Origin of the sequence: Arthrobacter sp. 754 (genome assembly GCF_040548695.1) — a bacterium.
In the GTDB taxonomy this organism is placed as follows: domain Bacteria; phylum Actinomycetota; class Actinomycetes; order Actinomycetales; family Micrococcaceae; genus Arthrobacter.
Genome location: NZ_JBEPSC010000007.1, coordinates 227265 through 248834, shown reverse-complemented (window position 1 = coordinate 248834; position 21570 = coordinate 227265). Strand labels below are relative to the sequence as shown.

Here is a 21570-nt window from a genome sequence, read left to right as displayed (position 1 = left end):
CATTCACGACGCCGGACAGGTGGCGTCGCAGTTATATCTGCTGTGGAAGGGCGGCCACAACGTCGATCTCAACCAGGATGTCGTAGAGGTCCGACCCCACGGTCGTGCGCACCGGGAACGGGGCCGGGAAAAATTCAAGGTACGCCCCGTTGTATTCGTCAAAGTCCCTCTTGAGGTGTTGCAGGTGCGTAGTGACTTTGACGACGTCGGCAAAAGTGGCGCCGGCTTCGGTGAGAACTGCCTCGATGTTGCGCAGCACCTGCCGGGTCTGTTCCGCTACGCCCTCGGGAACTTCTCCGGTGGCGGGGTCCTGAGGACCGAAACCCGCGGTGTAGAGGAACCCGTTGGCGACGATGCCCTGACTGTATGGTCCCGCTGGCGATGGGGCGTTGGGAATGACGATGGCCTTCTTGCTCATGGGTCTCCTTGTTGGGTGCTATTTGCTGGCTGAGGACGTGATTGCGGTGTGCACGGTGTCCAGGACGATCTGCGCCTCGTCGCCCTGAAGCAGGTCCGGTCCGATCCAGAATCCGTGCGGTGTCCCGTTCCGCAAGTCTGGGTGGACCGCGACCCGCGGGTTTGCTTGCGTGAGGGCTGCCAAGGTGCTGGCGGCCCTCACGGTGTCATTGATGCCGACGTAGAGGCGGGGGACTGGCTGGCCGGCTTCATTGAGGGCTTCAGGGCGGAGGGAAACGCCGTCGAGGTTCATGAGTCCCTGATGCCAGGCTTCCACCGTTGTCAGCCATTGGCCATGGAGCGAAGCGTGATCAAGGTTTACGAAGCGTTCGACGGCGGCCAGGAGCCCCGCGATTTCTTCCTTGCCGGCTTTCATGGCCCGGGCCCAGCGCTGGAAGGGTGCTCCGTTTTGGCGGGCTGCTTCGATGATGTCCGGGTTTCCCACCATTAGTCCGCTGGCCTGCGGCCCGCGCAGCGCCTTTCCCCCGGAAAACACAGCAACGTCTGCGCCCAACTCCTTGGTGAAATGCCAAAGGTTTTCGACCGGAGGAAGCTGCGCGGCCGCATCGACGATCACCGGTATTCCCTTCTTCCTGGCAATGCGTACAACTTCGGGCAGGGGCAGTGCGACCTGCGGGAGATGCGGGCCTGCCACATACAGGACAGCGGCCGTTCTTTCCGTGATCGCCGACTCCAGTTCCCAGTCAAATGTCTGCTGGATATTGCCGATCTGGCGGATAGTGACGCCTGACATTGCTATCGCTGCGTCATAGGGAATGCGGTGCGCCGCGTGCATAATGACTTCGCTGGGGGCGAGGTCGCGGCCGGGGAATTCGGTGAGGACCCGGGGGTCTCCTTTGGTGCGGATGCCCAGGAGCGCAAGGATAAGCGCGGCAGCGCAACCGGAGGTGACGTAGGCCGCGTCGTTGCGGGTGATTTCAGCCAAGCGTTTCCCGGCTGCCAGGTGCAGTTCGTGCATGTCGACAAAGGAACCCGCCGCATCCGTCATCGCGTCCAGCACCTCCTCCGGCATCAGGGACCCACCGAGCGCGGTGAAGGTGGTGGCGGCGTTTACGACAGGTTTTAGGCCCAGGCCGGAATAGAAGTTCATGCTGCCTTTCGTTGGGTTAGCCGAGGTGGCGGGAAATGGTCTGGGCGGTGCGGCGGATGTCGTCCAGATGCGCCATGAGGTCCTCCACTGAGGCCACGGCCTTGATGGCGGTAATTGAGATGGCGCCTACCGTGCTGGCGCTGGAGTTGGTGATGGGCACGGCGATGCAGTTGACGAAGTCCTCGAACTCCCCGTTGTCGATCGCCCACCCCCGGTCCTTAATGACGGCCAACTGTTCGTCCAGTGCCTCCCGTGTGGCAAGCGTGTTTGGCGTGAACGCTCTCCACTCCACGCCTGCCAGGATGGCATCGCGGCGGGCCGGTGCAAGCTGGCTGAGTATTGCCTTCCCCACTCCGGTGACGTGCGGCAACACCGTCTTTCCGATACGGGAGTACATCCGGACACTGTCCTGCCCCTCCACTTTGTCCACATACATCACCGTTGATTCGACAAGCTGCGCCAGGTGAATGGTCTGGCCCGTGCGCGCATGCAGGTTTCGTATGTCGTCATGGGCGACGGCGCGGAGGTCAAGGCTGTCCAGGGCCTGCTGTGCGATGGCGATCATTTTCGGTCCGATGCTGTAGTGACCGTTCCCCCGCCGGAGCACAAAACCTGCCTCTTCAAGGGTCTGCAACTGACGCAGGACCGTTGAGCGGTGCACATTGAAGCGCTTGGCCGTCTCGCTCAGACTCCGAGGTCCCTCACCCAGGAATTCAAGGATTTCGGTTGCCCGCTGCACGGCTTGAGACATTCACTCTCCTTATATACTCACAGTGTTCCAACATTCTTGCACACCCCTGTGCAAAGGGTGCAACATTTTTATGCTTCAGCGGAGGCGCTATGGGTGACTTAGTTTTGCGGGGCGGGTCGATCATTGACGGTACGGGCAGGCCGGCTTATCCGGCTGACATTGCGATCCGCGGGGGACGCATAGATGCCATCCTTGCTCCAGGGCAGGACTTCCGCGGTGAGGAGCTGGATGTTGCCGGCTTGGTGGTGTCGCCCGGGTTCATTGATATGCACGCGCACTCGGACCTCGCCGTCCTTGCTGATCGTGGACATGTCTCGAAGGTGGCGCAAGGGATCACGTTGGAGGTGGTAGGCCAGGACGGTCTGGGGTACGCGCCAGTCAACGACGAAGTCATGGCGGCCACCCGGGAGCAGATCGCAGGTTGGAACGGCACTCCTGACCTGGACTATTCATGGCGAAGCATCGCTGACTACCTGGCAAAGGTGGACGAGGGAGCAGCAGTCAACGTTGCAGTGCTCGTGCCCCACGGTACGGTGAGAATGATGGTCATGGGCACCGAGTCGCGTCCTGCCACTGCCGATGAGCTTGGCAGGATCCGGGACATTGTTGCCCAGGGGCTCAGGGACGGCGCCATGGGAATGTCGACAGGCCTGACGTACACACCGGGCATGTACGCCTCGGATGCGGAACTGGTACATGCCCTGGCCGCCGTCAAGGAGATCGGTGGCTATTACTGCCCCCACCACCGGAATTACGGAGTAAATGTGGTGGAGGGTTACCGGGCCTGTTTGAAGATCGCGGGTGAGGCGGCAGTCCCGCTTCACCTGGCCCACTGTCACGTGAATTTTCCCCAAAACAAGGGCAGAGCGGCAGAAGTGCTGTCGGCCATTGATGAAGCGGTGGGTGCAGGCCTGGACGTCACCCTTGATTCGTACCCTTACCTGGCCGGCGCAACCTATCTGGCGGCCCTGCTCCCCAGTTGGGTCCATGAAGGCGGAAAGGACGCGATGGGCCAGCGGTTGGCTGACCCGACAACTCGCAAGCGGATCCTTCACGAGATTGAAGTGGAAGGATCCGACGGACACCATGGTGTGCCGATGGATTGGACCACAATCGTTATCGCCTCCACCCAGCGGGCCGGCAACGCCTGGGCGGTGGGTAAGACCGTGGCGGAAATGGCGGGGGAGAGGGTGGCTTCCGCGGGCGACGCATTCCTGGACCTGCTTGTCGCAGATGATTTTGGTGCAGGATGCCTGGTCCAGGTCGGCAACGAGGAGAATGTCCAGGCAGTCATGCGCCATGGCGCCCACACGGTGGGCAGCGACGGCATCCTGGTAGGCGACAGGCCCCACCCGCGCGGTTGGGGAACCTTCCCACGCTTCCTGGGCCACTACGTCCGTGAGCTTGGCGTCATGAGCCTGGAAGAAGCGGTCCTGCACGCGACATCGAGGCCGGCCCGCCGGCTGGGTCTGGGCGACCGGGGAGTGATCAAAGCGGGCAATTGGGCCGACCTGGTCGTCTTTGACGCCGCGGCAGTTGGGTCCCGTGCCACGTACGACAACCCCAAAGTGCTGCCCGACGGGATCCATCACGTGTTCGTCAACGGCGAGGCAACCATCCGCCAGGGAACCCGGACTTCCGCAACACCGGGCCGGGCCGTCCGCCGCATGCAGAAATAGCCGGTACCTATTTACAGCACGGTCCGGAGCTGACACTATGGCAATTGCGCAACAGGTGTTGCAACATATGCACAATCAGGAGTCCTCGTGAAGATTCGAACAGTGATGAAGAGCGGAGCCGTGGCCGTCGCCTTGAGCCTGGCGCTATCTGGCTGCAGTGGCGGGGGAGGCGGCGGGACAACGGAGACGGGCCCGGCCGCCGCGGAGGGAGGAACGCTCACTTTCGCCAACTGGCAGTGGCTGGAGAAGGGCCGCGGTGACAGCATCCTGGCCGCGGTCAAGGAATATGAAAAGGTCAATACCAAGGCCAAGATAGAAAAGCAGGAAATCACCCGCGCGGACTATGAGAAAACCATCAGCACGCAGATTGGCTCGGGTGCTGGTCCGGACATCCTCATTGTTCCAGACCCCTTCTTTCCAGAGCTGGCCTCCAGCGGTGCACTTGAGCCGCTGGACGGCGTCCTGGATTCAAACAGCGAAAAAGCACTGCGCAAGTCGAACGAAAATTACAAGTTCGACGGCCAGCAGCTCGGCTTGATCTGGGAAGCAGTGCCTTACGCCCTCTTCTACAACAATGACATCATGTCGGCGGCCGGTGTGAAGCCCCCGACGACGGCTGACGAACTTGTCACGGCCGCCCAGCAGATCAAGGACAAGACCGGCAAGACAGGTTTCGTTGTCCGCCACCAGCTCAATGAGGAAGCGCCATGGTTCACGGATTACAGCAACTGGGTCTTTGGATTCGGCGGAAAGTGGTCTGACGGCAAGAAGCTCACCCTGAACAGCGACGAAAACGTCGCTGCTGCGGATGCCTTCCTCAAGGCCTACAAGTCCAGCGGATTCGGTGTTGGCGACGACGCATCAACATACCGGAGCAAGTTCTCAGCCGGACAGGTCGGAATGGTCATCGATAACTCCTCCGCCCTGCTCACCATGGTTTCCAGCAAGGATGGCGTGAAGTCCACCCAGGTGTCAGCGTCGCCACTTCCGTTCCCCAAAGGGGGGTCGGCCTATGCCGGGTTCTCCATTGCAATCAACTCCCACTCGAAAAACAAGGCGCTTGCCAAGGATTTCATCAAGTGGATGATGACGGCCGATGCCCAGTCCAAGTTTGTTGACGCCCTGTTCCCTTCCGGCATCGCTACCGGAGTATCTGCCCCTGATGCCAAGATCAAGGCAAATCCCTGGATCGACGCGTTCTACAAGCAGTTGGAGAACTCCTCCTCGGTGGTAATCCCGGGGTTTGAAACAAAGACGCCGCAGGTGCGGACTATTGTCCTGACTCAAGTTGCTCGAATGCTCACCACTGGCATATCGGCTAAGGAAGCGATGGACGCCGCCCAGCAGCAGGCCTCCAGCCTGGCTCCCTAGCAAGCGCAAGCGCAGACTGCCCGTGCGGCCTCCGCCCGGGCAGTCTGCCCCTATCGAGAGAACTCATCGATGACCGAGACCACCACCGCTACCGCCCGTACGGCACCGGCAACCCGGCGCAGGCGCTTCAGCTGGACTCCGTATCTCTTTATTGGACTGGCCGTCCTGTACTTGCTTCTGTTCGCCGTCGTTCCGCTACTCAAGGGCCTGGACCTGAGCTTCACTAACACCCGTCTACTGAACCCCACGGCGGGACGTTATATCGGCGTCGACAATTATGACCACCTACTGGGCAGCGGTGCCTTCTTCAAATCGGTGGTCACTACGCTCATCTACACCGCCTTCACCGTTGTCCTGTCGCTGACACTCGGCACGGTCTCAGCCTTTGTCATCAACCGGTACTTTCCTGGGCGGACGCTGGCCCGGGCTGTCATAGTGATGCCCTGGGCCGTTCCCACAGTGGCCGTAGCGCTGGTGTTTCGATGGATCTACAACGACTCGACCGGCATCGCGAATGAAGCCGGCAGCGCCTTGGGCCTGGGCGAGCGCGGCTGGCTCACCGACCCCGCCTACGGAATGCCTTCGGTGGTCATCGCCACGGTATGGAAGGTCACGCCTTTCGTGATGCTGGTGGTCCTCGCGGCACTGCAGTCCGTTCCCGAGGACCTCTACGAAGCAACCCGGATCGACGGAGCAGACGGCTACAGCACCTTTAAGCTTGTCGTCCTCCCGTTCCTGCTGCCAACCTTGCGCGTGGTCGCGCTGCTGATGACCATCTGGTCTTTCCGGCGCTTCGAAATCATCTGGCTGCTGACCGGCGGTGGGCCTGTGGACGCTACAAACACCATAGTCATTGACGTTTACCGCGAGGCCTTCAACAACAGCCAGCTGGGGCTGGCGGCCGCAGCGGGCATGCTGGGCCTCGTACTTTCCCTCGTGGTTACCGGGATCTACTTTGTCGTCGAACAGCGGGCCAATAAGCAGAACGGAATAAACGAATGATCGCGCACAGACGTCTAGGCGTTGGAGTCAGGGCTATTCTTGCGTTGCTTTTGACATGCCTTGCCGGGTTCCCGCTCTTCTGGATCATCAATACTGCGATGACGCCGACCAACGATCTGTACCGGGGGGATCAAGCAATCGTTCCCGACATATCGAGGACGTTCAATCTTTTCTCCGTGCTCACGACGGACACACCATTCCTGCGCTGGATGGCCAACTCCGCCGTTGTCGCTTTCGGCACAACCTTTCTAAGCCTCATCCTGGCGACTATGGCCGCGTATGCGCTTTCCCGCTACAAATTTGTTGGCAAAGGGCCCATGGGTTTCCTGTTCTTCGCCACGCAGATGCTTCCTGAGGCGCTCCTCGTAGTCCCGCTGTACTCGCTGTTTGCAGCCCTCGGGCTGTTGAACCAACTCGGTGGCCTGGTGCTCGTCAACACTGCCTTCGCGATGCCCGTTGCCCTGTTCATCCTGAAGTCAGCCATTGATAACATCCCCTTCGAGCTGGAGGAGTCGGCCAGGGTGGACGGCTGCAGTCCCCTCAGCATTCTCCAGGTCATGGTGGTGCCGCTCGTAGCCCCCTCCATGGCAGCCGCGGCAGTCATCACGTTCTTCGACGGGTGGAACGAATACCTGTTCGCCACGACGTTCATTCGCGATCGTTCGTCCTGGGTTGCTTCCACCGGCCTCGCCTCCTTCATCGGGGAGTTCTCGACGCCGCTGGACACTGTGTTCAGCGCGGCCCTGGTGTTTACTGTCCCGGCCGTTGTCTTCTTCCTTCTCATGCAGCGCAAGATCGTCTCCGGACTCACCGCCGGATCAGTAAAGGGATAATTCCATGCCAACAATTGAATTTGACCAGGTCAGCAAGAATTTTGCCGGGAACACCGTCATCAAGGACTTCGACGCAACCGTGCCGGACAAGGAGTTCCTGGTCCTGTTGGGACCGTCGGGTTGCGGGAAGTCAACCATGCTGCGAATGATCGCCGGATTGACTGATATTTCCTCCGGCGAGCTTCGTTTCGACGGCGTCGTAGTCAATAACCTGGAGCCCAAGAAACGCAACATCGCGTTCGTTTTCCAGTCCTATGCCCTCTACCCCCACATGAGTGTGCGGGCCAATATCGGGTTCCCCCTGGTTATGGACAACTTCCGCTGGTGGCATCACATCCCTGTCGTCGGTGGCTTCGCCCGTCGCGCCCTGATGAAGCGCAAGGACATCGCCGACAAGATCGATCATGTTGCCGAGATGCTTGAACTGACGGATTACCTGGATCGGCGGCCCAAGGCCCTCTCCGGCGGGCAGCGCCAGAGGGTGGCCGTGGCAAGGTCTCTCATCCGGGAGCCGGCGCTGTATCTGCTGGATGAACCCCTCAGCAATCTCGATGCCAAGCTGCGGACCCAGATGAGGGCGGAGATTTCGGCGCTCCATGACCGTGTTCAGAAGACCTTCGTTTACGTGACCCACGACCAGGTCGAGGCCATGACAATGGGAACGCGCATCATCGTGCTCAACGACGGTGTGGTCCAGCAGTACGGGACCCCCAAGGAGATTTACGACAGGCCCGCGAACACGTTCGTGGCCAAGTTCATTGGGGCCCCGCCGATGAACCTTATCCCTGTCACCCATACCACGCAGGGAGCGGAGATGTTCGGCAATGTGCTGCCCTTTGCCCCTGCTGTCGGAACGGCCGAGCGCGCCATGCAGCTTGGCATCCGTGCCGAGAAGGTCAGCGTCCATCCGGACGGGCAGCAGGGCTACCAGGCCCAGGTGATCACTGTGGAGCACCTGGGCGCGGAGACGGTTGTTGGCTTCAAATTCGGCAACGAGGCCCACAACTTCGAAGTGGGCGCGCGGGCCTCCCGCGACCTGTTCTACGCAAAGCTCGTGGGTGACGTTTGGCTCGAACATGGCCAGATGTGCACCGTCTCTTTCGACCCTGACGACGTCCTCTGGTACTCGACGGACGACGGTGAACTGTTGGACACCGCACAGATGGCCTCCAGCTAGGTGTCGGCCCAACAGTTGGAAAAACCATGAAGACGGAAGGAACGGAGGGCGGCACGCCGCCGATATTATGCCTGGGTGAAACCATGGTGCTGCTGACACCCGATGAGGGGCCCCTGGCCAAAAACAGCCATCTGGGCATCCACGTGGGAGGGGCGGAAAGCAACGTAGCGGCCGGGATCGCGCATCTGGGCCACCGCGTTGAATGGATCAGCAGGCTCGGCAACGATCCTTTCGGACAGATCATCGCCGACTTTCTTCGAGGCAGGGGAGTCTGCCTGGACAGGGTGCAGATGGACGCGGATCGTCCTACGGGGATCTACTTCAAAGACCGCGAACCGGGGGCTAGCCGCGTGTACTACTACCGCGCGGGCTCGGCCGCCTCAGCACTTAGCCCGCGCGACTCCGCCTTGCTGTCCCTTGAAAAACGGACGCTTTGCCATGTTTCAGGGATCACCGCAGCGCTCTCGGCCTCGGCCAACAGCCTGCTTCAGCACATCCTCATTGACCACCGCGTCCCCGATGTCCTCATCAGCTTTGATGTTAACTACCGTCCCGCACTCTGGCCGCTTGAGGCAGCTGCCCCGCGGCTGCTTGAGCTGGCGCGCCATGCAGATATCGCAGTAGTCGGCCGGGATGAGGCGCAAGGATTATGGGGCACGGAGCGTGCGGAAGACGTCCGGGAAATTCTTCCCGACGTGCCCCATCTGGTGGTCAAGGACGCCGGCATCGAAGCTGTCCACTTCACCGGTGAGACCGTTACCCGCCAGCCGGCCCTGGCCGCAGAGATAGTGGAACCGGTGGGCGCCGGGGATGCCTTCGCAGCCGGATACCTCGCGGGATTCATTCGCGGGTTTGACACCCCGAGGGCCCTTCGCCTGGGGCACCTTATGGCCGGCCTGACACTTCAGCACGTGAGTGACCTGCCACCCCTGCCCCCTTCCGAAGACATCCTGGCCGTCAGCGGACTCGACGGCGATGATTGGTCCGGAATCCGGCTTAATGCATCGCACCTTGACGATCTGCATTCCCTCGCCCCGAAAGGAAACACCCGTGTCCACTGACGTCACCAGCCTGCTTCGAGGACAACCCGTGATGGCCATTCTGCGCAACATGGACCCCCAGCGGTCCGTTGAATTGGCCTCAAAGGCTTGGGACCTGGGCATAGACCTGGTGGAGGTTCCGATCCAGTCCCCCGACGCCGTGCCATCGCTGGCCGCCGTCATTAGAGCGGGGGCTGAACGTGGAAAACCGGTCGGCTCGGGCACGGTTGTGACAGAAGAACAGGTCCGGACAAGCGTCAAGATGGGTGTCGCCTTTACGGTCGCCCCGGGCCTTGACCCGGAAGTCGTCAGCCTCTGCCGGGACCTGCAGCTGCCGCATCTCCCGGGGGTGGCCACCCCGAGCGAGATACAGTCAGCAATACGCATGGGCTGTACGGTCCTCAAAGCATTCCCGGCATCCGTTCTTGGTCCAGAATGGTTCAAGGCAATGCGCGGCCCCTTCCCAGGGGTCTCATTTGTCGCCACGGGCGGGATCGACGCTTCCAACGCAGGTGCCTTTCTTGAGGCAGGGGCCACAACGATCGCGATCGGTTCAGCGCTGGACGACAGCCGCCAACTCGATCTGGTCGCAGAAATAATTGCCACCCGGGGTACCCAGGACCGGCACAACGGGGACTGAGAGGAATGCGACCGGGCAGGGGGCCTTCACGGGCCGGGGTATGCGCGCACCAGCGGGTCTACTTCCTTGGTCATCAGGCCGTCGGCGGTTTCCACAGGAAGCCCATTCCGGATCCAGTATTCAATTCCGCCGATCATTTCACTCACCGGGTATTTGAGCTCAGCGAAAGCCAGCGCCCCTACTGTGCTGCCGTTGCAACCAGGGCCCCAGGAGTAGACCACCACCCTGCTCCCCGGTGGGATGAGGCGCAGGGCGGCAGTAGTGATTTCTGCCGAGGGCAAGTGCAGGGCTCCGGGAATATGGGCGTGGTCCCAGGAGGCGCGCCGCCGGGTATCCACCAGGACGAATTCCCCGGCACGCAGACCGTCTGCCACGTCCATCACATCGATCTCATACTGAAGCTTGGATCTGAAGAACTCGAGAGGAGTAGCCATATGGTCAACATACCGGAAGCTGTTTCGCCCGGACCGGCAGCTTTCTGCGGCTCCCTCGCGCCGACGGATCCATATGTGAAACAGCCCGCCACTGCAGCAGTCACCGGCAAGTCCCCTACTTTTAAAAGCGTCTGATGAGTACCCGAACTTTGACAGTTGCGGCCGCCCAGCTGGGGCCGATACCCCGTTCAGCGACGCGGGCGGAGACTCTGGCACGCCTCATCCGGCTTCTTGAAGCGGCCGCGGCGGAAGGGACGGAGCTGGTGGTTTTTCCCGAAGCCGCATTGACTCCCTTTTTCCCGCACTGGCTTGTACAGGACGAAGCGGAACTTCGAAGTTATTTCGAGGAGGACGTCCCTGGAACCGGCACACAGGTTTTGTTTGACGCAGCCCGCACACTGGGAGTCGCATTCGTTTTGGGCTACGCCGAACGCACCAAGGATCAGCGGCACTTCAACACTGCAGCTCTCGTGGACGAGGGTGGCAACGTCATACATCGCTACCGCAAAATCCATCTTCCCGGGTTTCGTGACGTTCAGCCAGGAACCCCTTTCCAGAACTTGGAAAAGAAATACTTTGAGGTTGGTGACCTCGGGTTCGGAGTCCAAGCATGGCGCAACACCAGGATCGGGCTCGCCATCTGCAATGACCGGCGGTGGGCGGAAACGTACAGGGTGCTGGCCCTGGGTGGCGCTGAAGTTGTCTGTTTGGGGTACAACACGCCTGATTCCAATCCTCATCTTCCGGAAAGTGACAACCTGACCAATTTTCAGAACCACCTGTCCATGCAGGCCGGGGCCTACCAAAACTCGATGTGGGTCATCGGAACAGCCAAAGCGGGAGTTGAGGAAGGGGTGAGCCAGATAGGTGGCAGCGCCATCATCGCTCCGTCCGGGGAGATTGTCGCCGCCGCGAGGACACTCGATGATGAAATCGTGACTGCCGAAATTGATCTGGATATGGTGACGCGGTACCGGCGGGACGTGTTCAACTTCTCCCAGCATCGGCGCCCGGAGCACTACACCAGCATCACCCGGCAGGGGCCTAACGGTGTAGGGCCGGCAACATAGGGCGCAGCCGGGGGCATTGACATGCCTTACTGGAACCGCGGAAACTCTCAGGTGCTCACGGGGGTATTCTTCAGGTCAACGCCGAACAACGGCAGCACCACCTGGTCCACAACCCCCACCAGGAAGTCATCTTCGATTGGTCCGGAGCCGAAGATGAACCGTTGCCGCAGCAGGGCGGGACCGGCCTCTATTCTTAAGTCAGTCACGAGGTCCGGAGCGCATTCGCCCCGTCTGACGGCGTTGGCCAGGATTTCATTCATCATCCGGCTGGCGTTTCCATGCGTGAACTCACGGACTTCGGCGGCAACGCCGGGGTTCTGCAAGGCCTCGCCCAGCACTCCACGAACTGCCTGTCCAACTGTCCCTTCCAGCAACCGGGCAGCGTGCCGCATGACCGTCAAGGTATCCAGACGCAGGCTGCCGGTGTTCGGGACCGTGTCCGGGCCATGCATCGACGCGTAGGCGGCGTCCAATACCAGGGCTGCGCGGCCAGACCATCGACGGTAGAGCGAGGCTTTGCTTGCGCGTGCGCGTTCGGCAACGCGGTCCATAGTCAGCGCAGAGTATCCGGATTCGGCGATCTCGGCCAAAACGGCATCAAAGATCGCGCTGTTCAGGACGGCACCGCGGCGGCGCGGCAGCTTTCGGTGATCCGGGCGTGCCCCGGTGGTCACGACGAGAGCCCCGTAACAGCCGCAGAGACTTGTCCGCGGGTGCCGTCCACAAGTACCAGCTGGCCGTTCTGCAGGTCAATGGTTCCCGACCCGGTGGCCATAACGGCCGGGATCCCGTATTCCCGGGCGACGATGGCAGCATGGGAGGCGATGCCGCCGGCGTCAACCACGACGGCGGCAGCACGCTGGAACAGTGGAGTCCAGGATGGGTTGGTGTAGGGGCAGACCAGAACTTCACCGCTGCGAAGCAGTCCGAATTCGTTCGGCCCCCGAATGATCCTTACGGCCCCGGTTGCCTGGCCGCGGCTGGCCGGCATGCCGGACACCAGCGTCCCGGGTGCCGGGCGTTTGTGCGCGAACAGTGCCGGATCCAGCAGCGGAATACCCTCCAGCTCCCGGCGTTTCGCGGCCCTGGCCAGCACCAGGCGGCGGTAGCGTTCCCTCTTCGCGGCAGGCAACGCGCCGCCGTCGTCCATTCCTGCCAGTTCTTCGAAGCGCAGGTGGTGGACCTCGGCCGGATCCGCCAGCACGCCGCCGTCGTGCAGCCGCCGGCCCAGTTCCGACAGCGCCCGCCGGAGCGGCGGCAGCACCATGGTGGCGTAGAAGTGGCTGTCCTCGCGGAAGGCCATCCCGGCTTTGGCGGCGTCGACTGCGGACAGCAGGTGCCGCCGCAGGGCCGCGATCCGCAGGGCGGGATGACCCTTCAGCTCCTCGAGTGCTTCGCCTGTCTGGTCTGCAGCCTGCCTCCGCTCACCCATCATTGACGTGATCAGCCCGAGAACCACTTCAGGGGCATCGGACCAGGTTGGTGAACTGCTTAATACCAGGCTGACGGTTTCGCGGTGCCCGTATTCTGCGAGAAAGGCCTGGAAGCGTTTGCGGAACTCCTGGAAATCCGGCTCGTGCTCCACTCGGGGGAGCAGGTCGCGCGGTGCCAGCTCCCTGAAGGCCCGGGCCAGCTCGCCCTGGGACCGGGCCTGATCGGCCAGCGCCTCCAGGGCACGGTTGGCCTGGGTGGTGCGGGTTTCCGCGCCAGCGATGAGTGCCGAGCCAAGGTGCCTCTTGCCCAGCAGCATGAGCAGCAGGCGCAGCTTCAGCTGGGGAACAAAAGCTCCCGGGAGGTAGGAGATCCGCAGCTCGGTGATCCCGCGCATCGTGGCGAAGGCATCTTCCGCGAGCCCAACGACCCCCTTCCAGGTCAAGGTCCGGGGGTCCTGCGCGTTCAGCCGCCGGATGTTCTCCAGATACGCGGTGAACCTGCTGTCCCGGGTCCACCGGGTTGGATTGAACCGTCGGGCCCGGCGTGCCACGGAAAAAGGTGCGCCGAGCGTGCGGACCGTAGGGTGCGGCACGGGCGGAACCAGCCGGACCACCACGCCGTCTTCCTCCGGCAATAACTCCTCCACCGCCGGGAAGACGACGCCGACGCTTCCGGCCATGCCGTGGAGCATGGCCAGGATGCCGCGCTGCATCCAGCCCGACACGTCCAGGGGATAGGGACGCTCCTGGAACATCTCTGCAAAGAACGGCCCCATCAACCGCTGGAACGGGTTGAGGCGCATCGGTTGCGGCGGCAGGGCAGTCATCGGCCGTGCCTGGAGCACATACAAGCGACCGCGGGCGATGGCCCATTCCATGTCCTGCGGCCGGCCGAAGTGATTCTGCGCGCGTAATGCCAGCCGCGCCAGTTCCGCCAACTGCTCTGTGCCGAGGGCAGCCCCCGGGCTGCCCGTGCCGGGGCTCTCCTGCGTGCCCCCTCCTGCAAGTGCCCGGATAACAACCTCGTGGGCGCCGGGGATAAACGACCGTGTGCGCCCCGCACTGTCCAGCACATAGTGCTCCGGCGTGACCCGCCCGGACACCACGGCCTCGCCCAGGCCTTGGCTGGCATCGACCACGATTTCACCGCGTTCCCCCGTCACCGGGTTCGCGCTGAACAAAACTCCCGCGATATCCGCCGGCACCATGTCCTGGATGATGACGGCAATCGACACCTCCCGAGGATCAATTCCCTGGCGCTGTCGGTAGGCAATGGCGCGATCCGTCCACAACGAGGCCCAACACTCCACCACGGCCCGGATCACCGCCTGCTCGCCCACAACATTCAGGAACGTGTCTTGTTGCCCGGCAAACGCGGCGCCCGGCAGGTCCTCGGCGGTGGCGCTGGAACGCACTGCGACCGGTCCGCCGCCCAGGGCGGCGTAGGCCGCAGCGATCTCGGCGGAGACGCGCGCCGGAATTTGGGTCTGGGTGAACAGCGCCCGGATCCGTGCTCCGGAGTCTTCGGCGGCCAGCAACCTTTCGAGTTCGGCGCCCAGGCCGGATTCCGCCAGCAGGGTGGCGTAGGCGGCGGTCTTGACGACGAAGCCCGCTGGAACGGGGAATCCCTGCCGCACGAGTTCGCCGAGGTTCGCGCCCTTTCCGCCAGCCGAGGCGAGGTCAGCGGCGCCGAACTCGCCGAGCTTACCCGTAAATTCCGCAGTCATCGGGGGCTCCTAGGGACCGAAGGGTGGACGTTCGCTGACATAGAGAACTATCCGTTCTCTGTACGTTACGAGTGCTGTGCGCGAGCCCGCAAGGTCCCGCAGGCGCTTGTACAGCAAGTCCGCTTTGCCGTCGGCCTACGCTGTCCGAGAACCACCCCAAACTTCTCCGCAGGAGCCCTGATTCTTCACAGCTTCCGGACGTAAACTGACCTTCGCATCACGTTATGTGAGCCTTTGGACCGGGAGCCGCCATGCTCTGGAAACTGCTTGTTGAATACCTGCGGCCGCACCGGCAGTTGCTGATCGCCGTCGTGGTTTTCCAGCTGGCGCAGTCCATCGCGTCCCTGTACCTGCCCACCCTGAACGCGGACATCATCGACGAGGGCGTGGCCAAGGGGGACACCGGGGTCATCCTCAACCTGGGCGGCCTCATGCTGGCGATCACGCTGCTGCAGATCATCTGCGCCGTGATCGCCGTGTACTTCGGCGCGAAGGCCGCGATGGGCACCGGAAGGGACCTTAGAGGCGCCATCTTCGCCCGCGTGGGGCAGTTCTCCGAGCAGGAAGTGACCAGGTTCGGCGCCCCCAGCCTGATCACCCGCTCCACCAACGACGTCCAGCAGGTCCAGCAGCTCGTCCTGATGGGCGCCACCATGATGGTGTCCGCTCCCATGCTGGCCATCGGCGGGGTGATCATGGCCGTCCGGCAGGACGTGCAGCTCTCCTGGCTGATCGCCGTCGCCGTGCCAGTGCTGCTGATCGCCGTCGGGCTGATCATCGTCCGGATGGTGCCGCTGTTCCGGAAGATGCAGAAGCGGATCGACACCGTGAACCGGGTGCTCCGCGAACAGCTCACCGGCATCCGCGTGGTGCGCGCGTTCGTCCGCGAGGACATCGAGACCGCCCGCTTCGCCCAGGCGAACGACGACGTCACGGACACCGCCCTGCGCGCCGGCCGGCTGATGGCACTCGCCTTCCCCGTGGTGATGCTGGTGCTGAACGTCTCCAGCGTGGCCGTGATCTGGTTCGGCTCGTTCCGGATCGAGGACGGCTCCATGCAGGTGGGCACCCTGATCGCGTTCCTGAGCTACCTGATGCAGATCCTGATGTCCGTCATGATGGCCACGTTCATGGCCGTGATGATCCCGCGCGCAGCGGTCTCGGCGGACCGGATCGGCGAGGTGCTGGGCACCGAATCCAGCGTCCGCCCGCCGAAGAATCCCCTGAGCAGCGCCGTGCGCCGCGGGGAACTGGAAATGCTCGACGCCGGATTCGCCTACCCGGGTGCCGATCAGCCCGTCCTGTCCGGGATCAGCTTCACCGCCAGGGCCGGGCAGACGACGGCGATCATCGGCAGCACCGGCTCCGGCAAAACCACGCTGGTGAACCTCATGCCGCGGCTGTTCGACGCCACCTCCGGCTCGGTCCGGATCGACGGCGTGGACGTGCGCGAGCTGCACCCGGACCTGCTCTGGGGGCATATCGGCCTGGTCCCGCAGCGGCCCTACCTGTTCACCGGCACCGTGCGCAGCAACCTGCAGTACGGCAAGCCGGATGCCACCGAGGAGGAGCTGTGGGAGGCGCTGGAGATCGCCCAGGCCCGGGACTTCGTGGAGGAGATGGAGGGCGGGCTGGATGCGCCCATCTCGCAGGGCGGCACCAACGTCTCGGGCGGGCAGCGGCAGCGGCTGGCCATCGCCCGGGCACTGGTGAAACGGCCTGAGCTGTACATCTTCGACGATTCGTTCTCCTCGCTGGACACCGGCACGGATGCCCGCCTCCGCCGGGCCCTCAAGCGCAGCACCGCCGGCGCCACGCTGGTGATCATCGCCCAGCGCGTGTCCAGCATCGTGGACGCGGACCAGATCCTGGTGCTCGACGACGGCCGGATCGTGGGGAACGGAACGCACCACGAGCTGTTGGAGACCTCGGAGACGTACCGCGAGATCGTCTCCTCCCAGCTGTCAGCGGAGGAGACGGTATGAGCACGCAGAACCGGCCGCCGTCGGGCGCTGGTTCCCCCAACCCTGCCGCCCCGGGCGCAACCGCGCCGGCCTCGAAAGCCGGGACTGCCGACGTCGTACGCATTCCCCGTCCGCCGGTAGGACCCGGCAGGGGCGGCGGGCCGTTCGGCGGAATGAACATCCCCGCGGAGAAGGCAATGAATTTCGGGCCCTCGGCGAAGCGGCTGCTGGGCACGCTGCGGCCGGAGCGGGCGTGGCTGCTGCTGGTGCTGGTGATGGGCGTCGCGAGCGTGACGCTTTCCGTGATCGGACCGCGGCTGCTGGGGGAAGGCACCAACCTGATTTTCTCCGGGGTGGTCTCCAGGCAGTTGCCGCCCGGGGTGACCAAGGAGCAGCTGATCGCGCAGCTGCGGGCCGCGGGGGAGAACCAGAAGGCGGACATGCTCACGCCCATGGCGCTGACGCCGGGGGAGGGGATCGACTTCGCGGCGCTGTCCAGCGTGCTGGCGTGGGCGCTGGTGCTGTATGTGCTGGCGTCGGCGTTCATGTGGGTGCAGGCGTATGTGCTGAACGGGGTGGTGCAGCGGACGGTGTTCGGGCTTCGCGAGGAGATCGAGGCGAAGATCCACCGGCTGCCGCTGCGGTATTTCGATTCGATCCAGCGCGGCGAGCTGCTGAGCCGGGTCACGAACGATGTGGACAACATCTCCCAGTCCCTGCAGCAGTCCATCAGCCAGGCGGTCACGTCGGTGCTGACCGTGGTGGGGGTGCTGGTGATGATGTTCATCCTCTCGCCCACGCTGGCGCTGATCGCGCTGGTGACCGTGCCGCTGACGCTGGGTGTCACCGCGCTGATCGCCAAGCGCTCGCAGAAGCTGTTCGTGGCGCAGTGGAAACACACGGGTGAGCTGAACGGGCAGATCGAGGAGACGTACACCGGGCATGCGCTGGTGAAGGTGTTCGGCCGGCAGCGCGAGGTGGAGGAGCGGTTCCAGCAGAAGAATGTGGAGCTGTATGACGCGAGCTTCGGCGCGCAGTTCATTTCCGGGCTTATCATGCCGGCCATGACGTTCATCGGGAACCTGGTGTACGTGGGGATCGCGGTGGTGGGCGGCCTGCAGGTGGCGTCCGGGGCGATGCAACTGGGCGATGTGCAGGCGTTCATCCAGTACTCGCGGCAGTTCACCATGCCGCTGGCGCAGCTGGGGTCCATGGCGAATCTGCTGCAGTCCGGGGTGGCGTCTGCGGAGCGGGTGTTCTCGTTGCTGGATGAGGAGGAGCAGTCGCCGGATCCTGCTTCTGGTGCTCCTTCGCCGGATGGTGCGGGGCGGGGGCGGCTGGTGTTCGAGTCTGTGTCTTTCTCGTATTCGCCGGACAAGCCGCTGATTTCTTCGCTTTCTTTGGTGGCGGAGCCGGGGCAGACGGTGGCGATTGTGGGGCCCACCGGTGCGGGCAAGACCACGCTGGTGAACCTGATGATGCGGTTCTACGAGATTGATGCCGGGCGGATAACGCTCGACGGCGTGGACATCACCTCGGTGCCGCGGCGTGAGCTGCGCTCGCGGCTGGGCATGGTGCTGCAGGATACGTGGCTGTTCGGCGGGACCATCCGGGACAACATCGCGTACGGCCGGCCCACTGCTTCCGAGGCGGAGATCATGGAGGCGGCGACGGCGACGTATGTGGACCGGTTCGTGCGGTCGCTGCCCGAGGGGTACGACACGGTGTTGGAGGACGAGGGTTCCAATGTGTCGGCGGGGGAGAAGCAGTTGCTGACGATTGCGCGGGCGTTCCTGGCGCGGCCGTCGGTGCTGATCCTGGACGAGGCGACGTCTTCGGTGGATACCCGGACTGAGGTGCTGGTGCAGAAGGCGATGCGTGCGTTGCGCTCGGACCGTACGTCGTTTGTCATTGCGCACCGCCTGTCCACGATCCGCGACGCCGACCTCATCCTGGTGATGGAGGCCGGGCAGATCGTGGAGCAGGGGACGCATGCGTCGCTGCTGGCAGCGGGCGGGGCTTATGCGCGGCTGTACGAGGCGCAGTTCGCGGCTCCTGTGGCGGAGGTTTAATCCGGACCACCCGCTCGCGGCGGGCAGCACCGTGGATCTCCCCGATCTCGCCGGCGAGCCACTCATCCTCTACGACGTGAGCCCGAGCACCATCAATATAGTCGAGGCGTTCGCCGCGCGCGGGCTCGAGCCCAGGGTCGCAGCCCGGGTCACCCAGATCATCCTCGTAGAGGCGCTCGTGGGCCGCGGCATGGGGTACGGCCTGCTCATGTCCCGGCCCAACGCGCTCCCCATGAGCGTCGAGGGGCGGCCGGTCGCCGTCCGCCCATTCAACCCGCCCGTAACCCTCTCCCATGTCGTGGGGATCTGGCCCGAGGACATGACCCTCACGCGACGAGCCGCTGCCTTGCTCGATTATGCGGTCGAGAAGCTCGGCTCCTATGGCCGCGCAGACGTAGTTCAGAGCGCAGCCACCCACGACGTCGCCGTCCCGCCTCATGGGGGCAGCGGCGCTTTCCAGAAGTAGGCCTTCAGATCGAACGAGGGATCGGCCAAGACCCCCAGGGCAGTGCTAGGGACTGCGCAAGTCGATTAGGAAACAAAAGCGGCCGTTTCCGAAAGGGGCTTCGCTCAGCACTAGGGCTTGGTCGGATACATTGAGATGCGAGGGGGTGTCGTTCATGGCCGTAAATGAAGACGCTGTTAAAAACGCACACATGGTGTCGAAGGGCTATATCCGCGCGTGGGCAGACAAGAGGAATGTTGTCGACGTGCTCGATCTTCAGGACGGCCGAGGCTATCCCTCGTCTTATCTGAGCGCCACAGTCGTAAGCTACGCCTACGACCCCAATGTCCTCACGCGAAACCTTGAGCGAGACTACTCACTTATTGAGGACGCCGGCACTCCGGCTCTTGTTAAGATGCGCGAAAGGGAACCGTTGACGACGGCCGAGGCGCGCGCCGTGATCGCCTTCCTGGACATGCACCTTGACCGAGGACGATACGCGGATCGAACCAAGGTCCGCGCCCCCGCCGTTGTACTGAGAGCCGACGGACGGATCGAACAAACGGAGCTTGCCCTCGGGGACGCGTTGCTCCTGTCGCAGTCCTTCCAGGATGTCCTCAGGCTGGCCCCATTGGGACTCGAACAATGGCCATGGCAGGTTCGAGAGGCAAGGGGACTCGCCACCGGAGACGGCGCGGTCCTACTGTGGCGGACAACCGACGGTGCCGAAATCTCCACCATCTCCTTCCCACTCTCCCCGACCCAACTACTCGTGATCGGAGAAGACCTCCCAGATGATGTTCCCCATAATCGGCTGCTTGCAGAGAACAGCAAACGGTGGATCGTCGGAGCTAGGGGATCGCTCAATTTCAGCAAGGCTGCGGTGGTCGCGGCTAAACGATCTCAAGAATGACCTTGCAGGCAGTGAAGCAGGCCTAGCCTTGACGGCAGGAACTTCCGGTACACCGCGACCGGTCCCCGGCCGGCGGTGGTTCAGCATGGGGGCGATCTCCCTGATGCTGCTGGCACTGAACACCGCAGGTGTATTCTGGGCCGCTTGGGTCGTCGGGGGCGGTGTGGATTCCGGCATTCCGCTCTTCTACTTCCTGGCCAGCGTCACCTTTCCGCTGTTCATCTTCACCACAGTCCTCGCGGTGATTGCCGTCGTCAAAAGGAAGGGGCGGATTCCAGGGGCCATCACCGCCGTCATCTCGGTCGGGGTGTTTGCTTGGCTGGCCTACAGCTTCTTGGAAAGCCAGGTCTTCTAGCGGGCCGCGCAGATACCTCATTCGCTTCGCACACATGGGGACCATGCCCGGCACACTCGCGCCCAGCCGCCAAGTGCGCCCGCGATATGCAGCGGCGTTATAAATCAAAAACGACCGTTTCTGACCGGTGACCGGCAAGCCTCCCGTTTCGGCTTTAAAAGCCCCACAGTTCTTGCCAAGGCAAAGGGATCGCCGGACAAGCCCCTGATCTCTTCTTTGAGTCTTGTGGCGGAGCCGGGGCAGACGGTGGCGATTGTGGGGCCCACCGGTGCGGGCAAGACCACGCTGGTGAACCTAATGATGCGGTTCTACGAGATCGACGCCGGGCGGATAACGCTCGACGGCGTGGACATCACCTCGGTGCCGCGGCGTGAGCTGCGCTCGCGGCTGGGGATGGTGCTGCAGGATACGTGGCTGTTCGGCGGGACCATCCGGGACAACATCGCTTATGGCCGGTCCACGGCTACCGAGGCCGAGATCATGGAGGCCGCAACGGCGACGTATGTGGACCGGTTCGTGCGGTCGATGCCGGAGGGGTATGACACGGTCCTGGAGGATGAGGGCGGCAACGTGTCAGCGGGGGCGAAGCAGCTGCTGACTATTCCACGGGCGTTCCTGGCCCGGCCGTCGGTGCTGATCCTTGATGAGGCGACGTCCTCGGTGGACACCCGGACCGAGGTGCTAGTGCAGAAGGCGATGAGTGCCCTGCGGTCGGACCGGACTTCGTTCGTTATTGCCCACCGCCTGTCCACGATGCGCCGACCTCATCCTGGTGATGGAGGCGGGCCAGATCGTTGAGCGGGGCACGCACGCCTCGCTGTTGGCCGCGGGCGGTACTTATGCGCGGCTGTATGAGGCGCAGTTCGCGGCGCCTGTGGCGGAGGTCTAGTCGCCTAGCTAGTGTCTTTTGATGAATTAGTCCCGCATCGTGAGCTTGCTCGACTTACGGCGTATGCGGCTGAAATTACGTGTCAGCAAGGTGCTGGCGGCTTCGCGAACCTATACTGCGACTCTTTTATCGAGCGCAACGTCTCTAAAGCTGCAGCATGCGTTCTGACGGCGAAAGGTCAAAACCACTCCTTACCTAACTGGATCTT

General features: G+C 63.1%; 19 protein-coding genes and 1 pseudogene. 14 read left to right on the top strand and 6 right to left on the bottom strand.

What is annotated here, in order from left to right; all coding sequences use genetic code 11:
• Positions 1-31: 31 nt before the first annotated feature.
• Genes ABIA70_RS19710 through ABIA70_RS19700 form a run of 3 tightly spaced genes read right to left on the bottom strand, consistent with a single transcriptional unit; the run spans position 32 to position 2318 of the window.
• A complete protein-coding gene (locus tag ABIA70_RS19710) occupies positions 32-418 on the bottom strand; it encodes a RidA family protein (protein ID WP_354149266.1) in 387 nt (128 codons plus the stop codon).
• Between the two features lie 18 nt (positions 419-436).
• Positions 437-1567 carry an aminotransferase class V-fold PLP-dependent enzyme gene (locus tag ABIA70_RS19705; RefSeq protein ID WP_354149265.1) on the bottom strand — a complete coding sequence of 377 codons (1131 nt, stop codon included), beginning with the start codon at positions 1565-1567 and terminating at the stop codon, positions 437-439.
• Between the two features lie 16 nt (positions 1568-1583).
• Positions 1584-2318, bottom strand: a complete 735-nt coding sequence (locus ABIA70_RS19700) for an IclR family transcriptional regulator (RefSeq protein WP_354149264.1) — start codon at positions 2316-2318, stop codon at positions 1584-1586.
• An 89-nt stretch (positions 2319-2407) separates the two neighbouring features.
• On the opposite strand from ABIA70_RS19700, the gene ABIA70_RS19695 reads away from it, so the two are divergent.
• The 7 genes from ABIA70_RS19695 (at position 2408) to ABIA70_RS19665 (ending at position 10060) form a co-directional block, all read left to right on the top strand.
• Positions 2408-3997 carry an N-acyl-D-amino-acid deacylase family protein gene (locus ABIA70_RS19695; RefSeq protein WP_354149263.1) on the top strand — a complete coding sequence of 530 codons (1590 nt, stop codon included), beginning with the start codon at positions 2408-2410 and terminating at the stop codon, positions 3995-3997.
• 87 nt (positions 3998-4084) lie between these two features.
• Positions 4085-5368, top strand: coding sequence for an ABC transporter substrate-binding protein (locus ABIA70_RS19690; RefSeq protein ID WP_354149262.1), 1284 nt, complete (start codon positions 4085-4087; stop codon positions 5366-5368).
• Positions 5369-5437: 69 nt separating this feature from the next.
• Positions 5438-6370, top strand: a complete 933-nt coding sequence (locus ABIA70_RS19685) for a carbohydrate ABC transporter permease (protein ID WP_354149261.1) — start codon at positions 5438-5440, stop codon at positions 6368-6370.
• 176 nt (positions 6371-6546) lie between these two features.
• Positions 6547-7203, top strand: coding sequence for a carbohydrate ABC transporter permease (locus ABIA70_RS19680; protein ID WP_354149260.1), 657 nt, complete (start codon positions 6547-6549; stop codon positions 7201-7203).
• 4 nt (positions 7204-7207) lie between these two features.
• Complete coding sequence (locus tag ABIA70_RS19675; protein WP_354149259.1) at positions 7208-8380, top strand: ABC transporter ATP-binding protein; 1173 nt, start codon at positions 7208-7210, stop codon at positions 8378-8380.
• Positions 8381-8406: 26 nt separating this feature from the next.
• Positions 8407-9441, top strand: a complete 1035-nt coding sequence (locus ABIA70_RS19670; RefSeq protein ID WP_354149258.1) for a sugar kinase — start codon at positions 8407-8409, stop codon at positions 9439-9441.
• Positions 9431-10060 carry a bifunctional 4-hydroxy-2-oxoglutarate aldolase/2-dehydro-3-deoxy-phosphogluconate aldolase gene (locus ABIA70_RS19665; protein WP_354149257.1) on the top strand — a complete coding sequence of 210 codons (630 nt, stop codon included), beginning with the start codon at positions 9431-9433 and terminating at the stop codon, positions 10058-10060. Before ABIA70_RS19670 ends, ABIA70_RS19665 begins: the two co-directional genes overlap by 11 nt.
• 26 nt (positions 10061-10086) lie before the next feature.
• Here the strand turns inward: ABIA70_RS19665 and ABIA70_RS19660 are convergent, their stop codons facing one another.
• Entirely contained in the window at positions 10087-10494 is a 408-nt protein-coding gene (locus ABIA70_RS19660; protein WP_354149256.1) for a rhodanese-like domain-containing protein, read from the bottom strand.
• Between the two features lie 134 nt (positions 10495-10628).
• On the opposite strand from ABIA70_RS19660, the gene ABIA70_RS19655 reads away from it, so the two are divergent.
• Complete coding sequence (locus tag ABIA70_RS19655) at positions 10629-11564, top strand: nitrilase-related carbon-nitrogen hydrolase (RefSeq protein WP_354149255.1); 936 nt, start codon at positions 10629-10631, stop codon at positions 11562-11564.
• Positions 11565-11611: 47 nt separating this feature from the next.
• Here the strand turns inward: ABIA70_RS19655 and ABIA70_RS19650 are convergent, their stop codons facing one another.
• Positions 11612-12238, bottom strand: coding sequence for a TetR/AcrR family transcriptional regulator (locus ABIA70_RS19650; RefSeq protein WP_354149254.1), 627 nt, complete (start codon positions 12236-12238; stop codon positions 11612-11614).
• Complete coding sequence (locus ABIA70_RS19645; RefSeq protein ID WP_354149253.1) at positions 12235-14724, bottom strand: PEP/pyruvate-binding domain-containing protein; 2490 nt, start codon at positions 14722-14724, stop codon at positions 12235-12237. Before ABIA70_RS19645 ends, ABIA70_RS19650 begins: the two co-directional genes overlap by 4 nt.
• 251 nt (positions 14725-14975) lie before the next feature.
• Here ABIA70_RS19645 and ABIA70_RS19640 point away from each other — a divergent pair, with 251 nt between their 5' ends.
• From ABIA70_RS19640 to ABIA70_RS19615, 6 genes and pseudogenes are all read left to right on the top strand, one after another.
• Positions 14976-16709 carry an ABC transporter ATP-binding protein gene (locus ABIA70_RS19640; protein ID WP_354149252.1) on the top strand — a complete coding sequence of 578 codons (1734 nt, stop codon included), beginning with the start codon at positions 14976-14978 and terminating at the stop codon, positions 16707-16709.
• On the top strand, positions 16706-18760 hold the full coding sequence (locus ABIA70_RS19635) for an ABC transporter ATP-binding protein (RefSeq protein WP_354149251.1): 2055 nt from the start codon (positions 16706-16708) through the stop codon (positions 18758-18760). Before ABIA70_RS19640 ends, ABIA70_RS19635 begins: the two co-directional genes overlap by 4 nt.
• Positions 18681-19226, top strand: a complete 546-nt coding sequence (locus ABIA70_RS19630) for a LysR substrate-binding domain-containing protein (RefSeq protein WP_354149250.1) — start codon at positions 18681-18683, stop codon at positions 19224-19226. Before ABIA70_RS19635 ends, ABIA70_RS19630 begins: the two co-directional genes overlap by 80 nt.
• A 154-nt stretch (positions 19227-19380) precedes the next feature.
• Positions 19381-20118, top strand: a complete 738-nt coding sequence (locus tag ABIA70_RS19625) for a DUF4238 domain-containing protein (protein ID WP_354149249.1) — start codon at positions 19381-19383, stop codon at positions 20116-20118.
• Positions 20119-20203: 85 nt separating this feature from the next.
• Positions 20204-20473, top strand: a complete 270-nt coding sequence (locus ABIA70_RS19620) for a hypothetical protein (protein ID WP_354149248.1) — start codon at positions 20204-20206, stop codon at positions 20471-20473.
• Positions 20474-20662: 189 nt separating this feature from the next.
• Positions 20663-21362 (top strand): annotated as a pseudogene (locus tag ABIA70_RS19615) (ABC transporter ATP-binding protein); the annotation flags it as partial.
• Positions 21363-21570 lie beyond the last annotated feature (208 nt).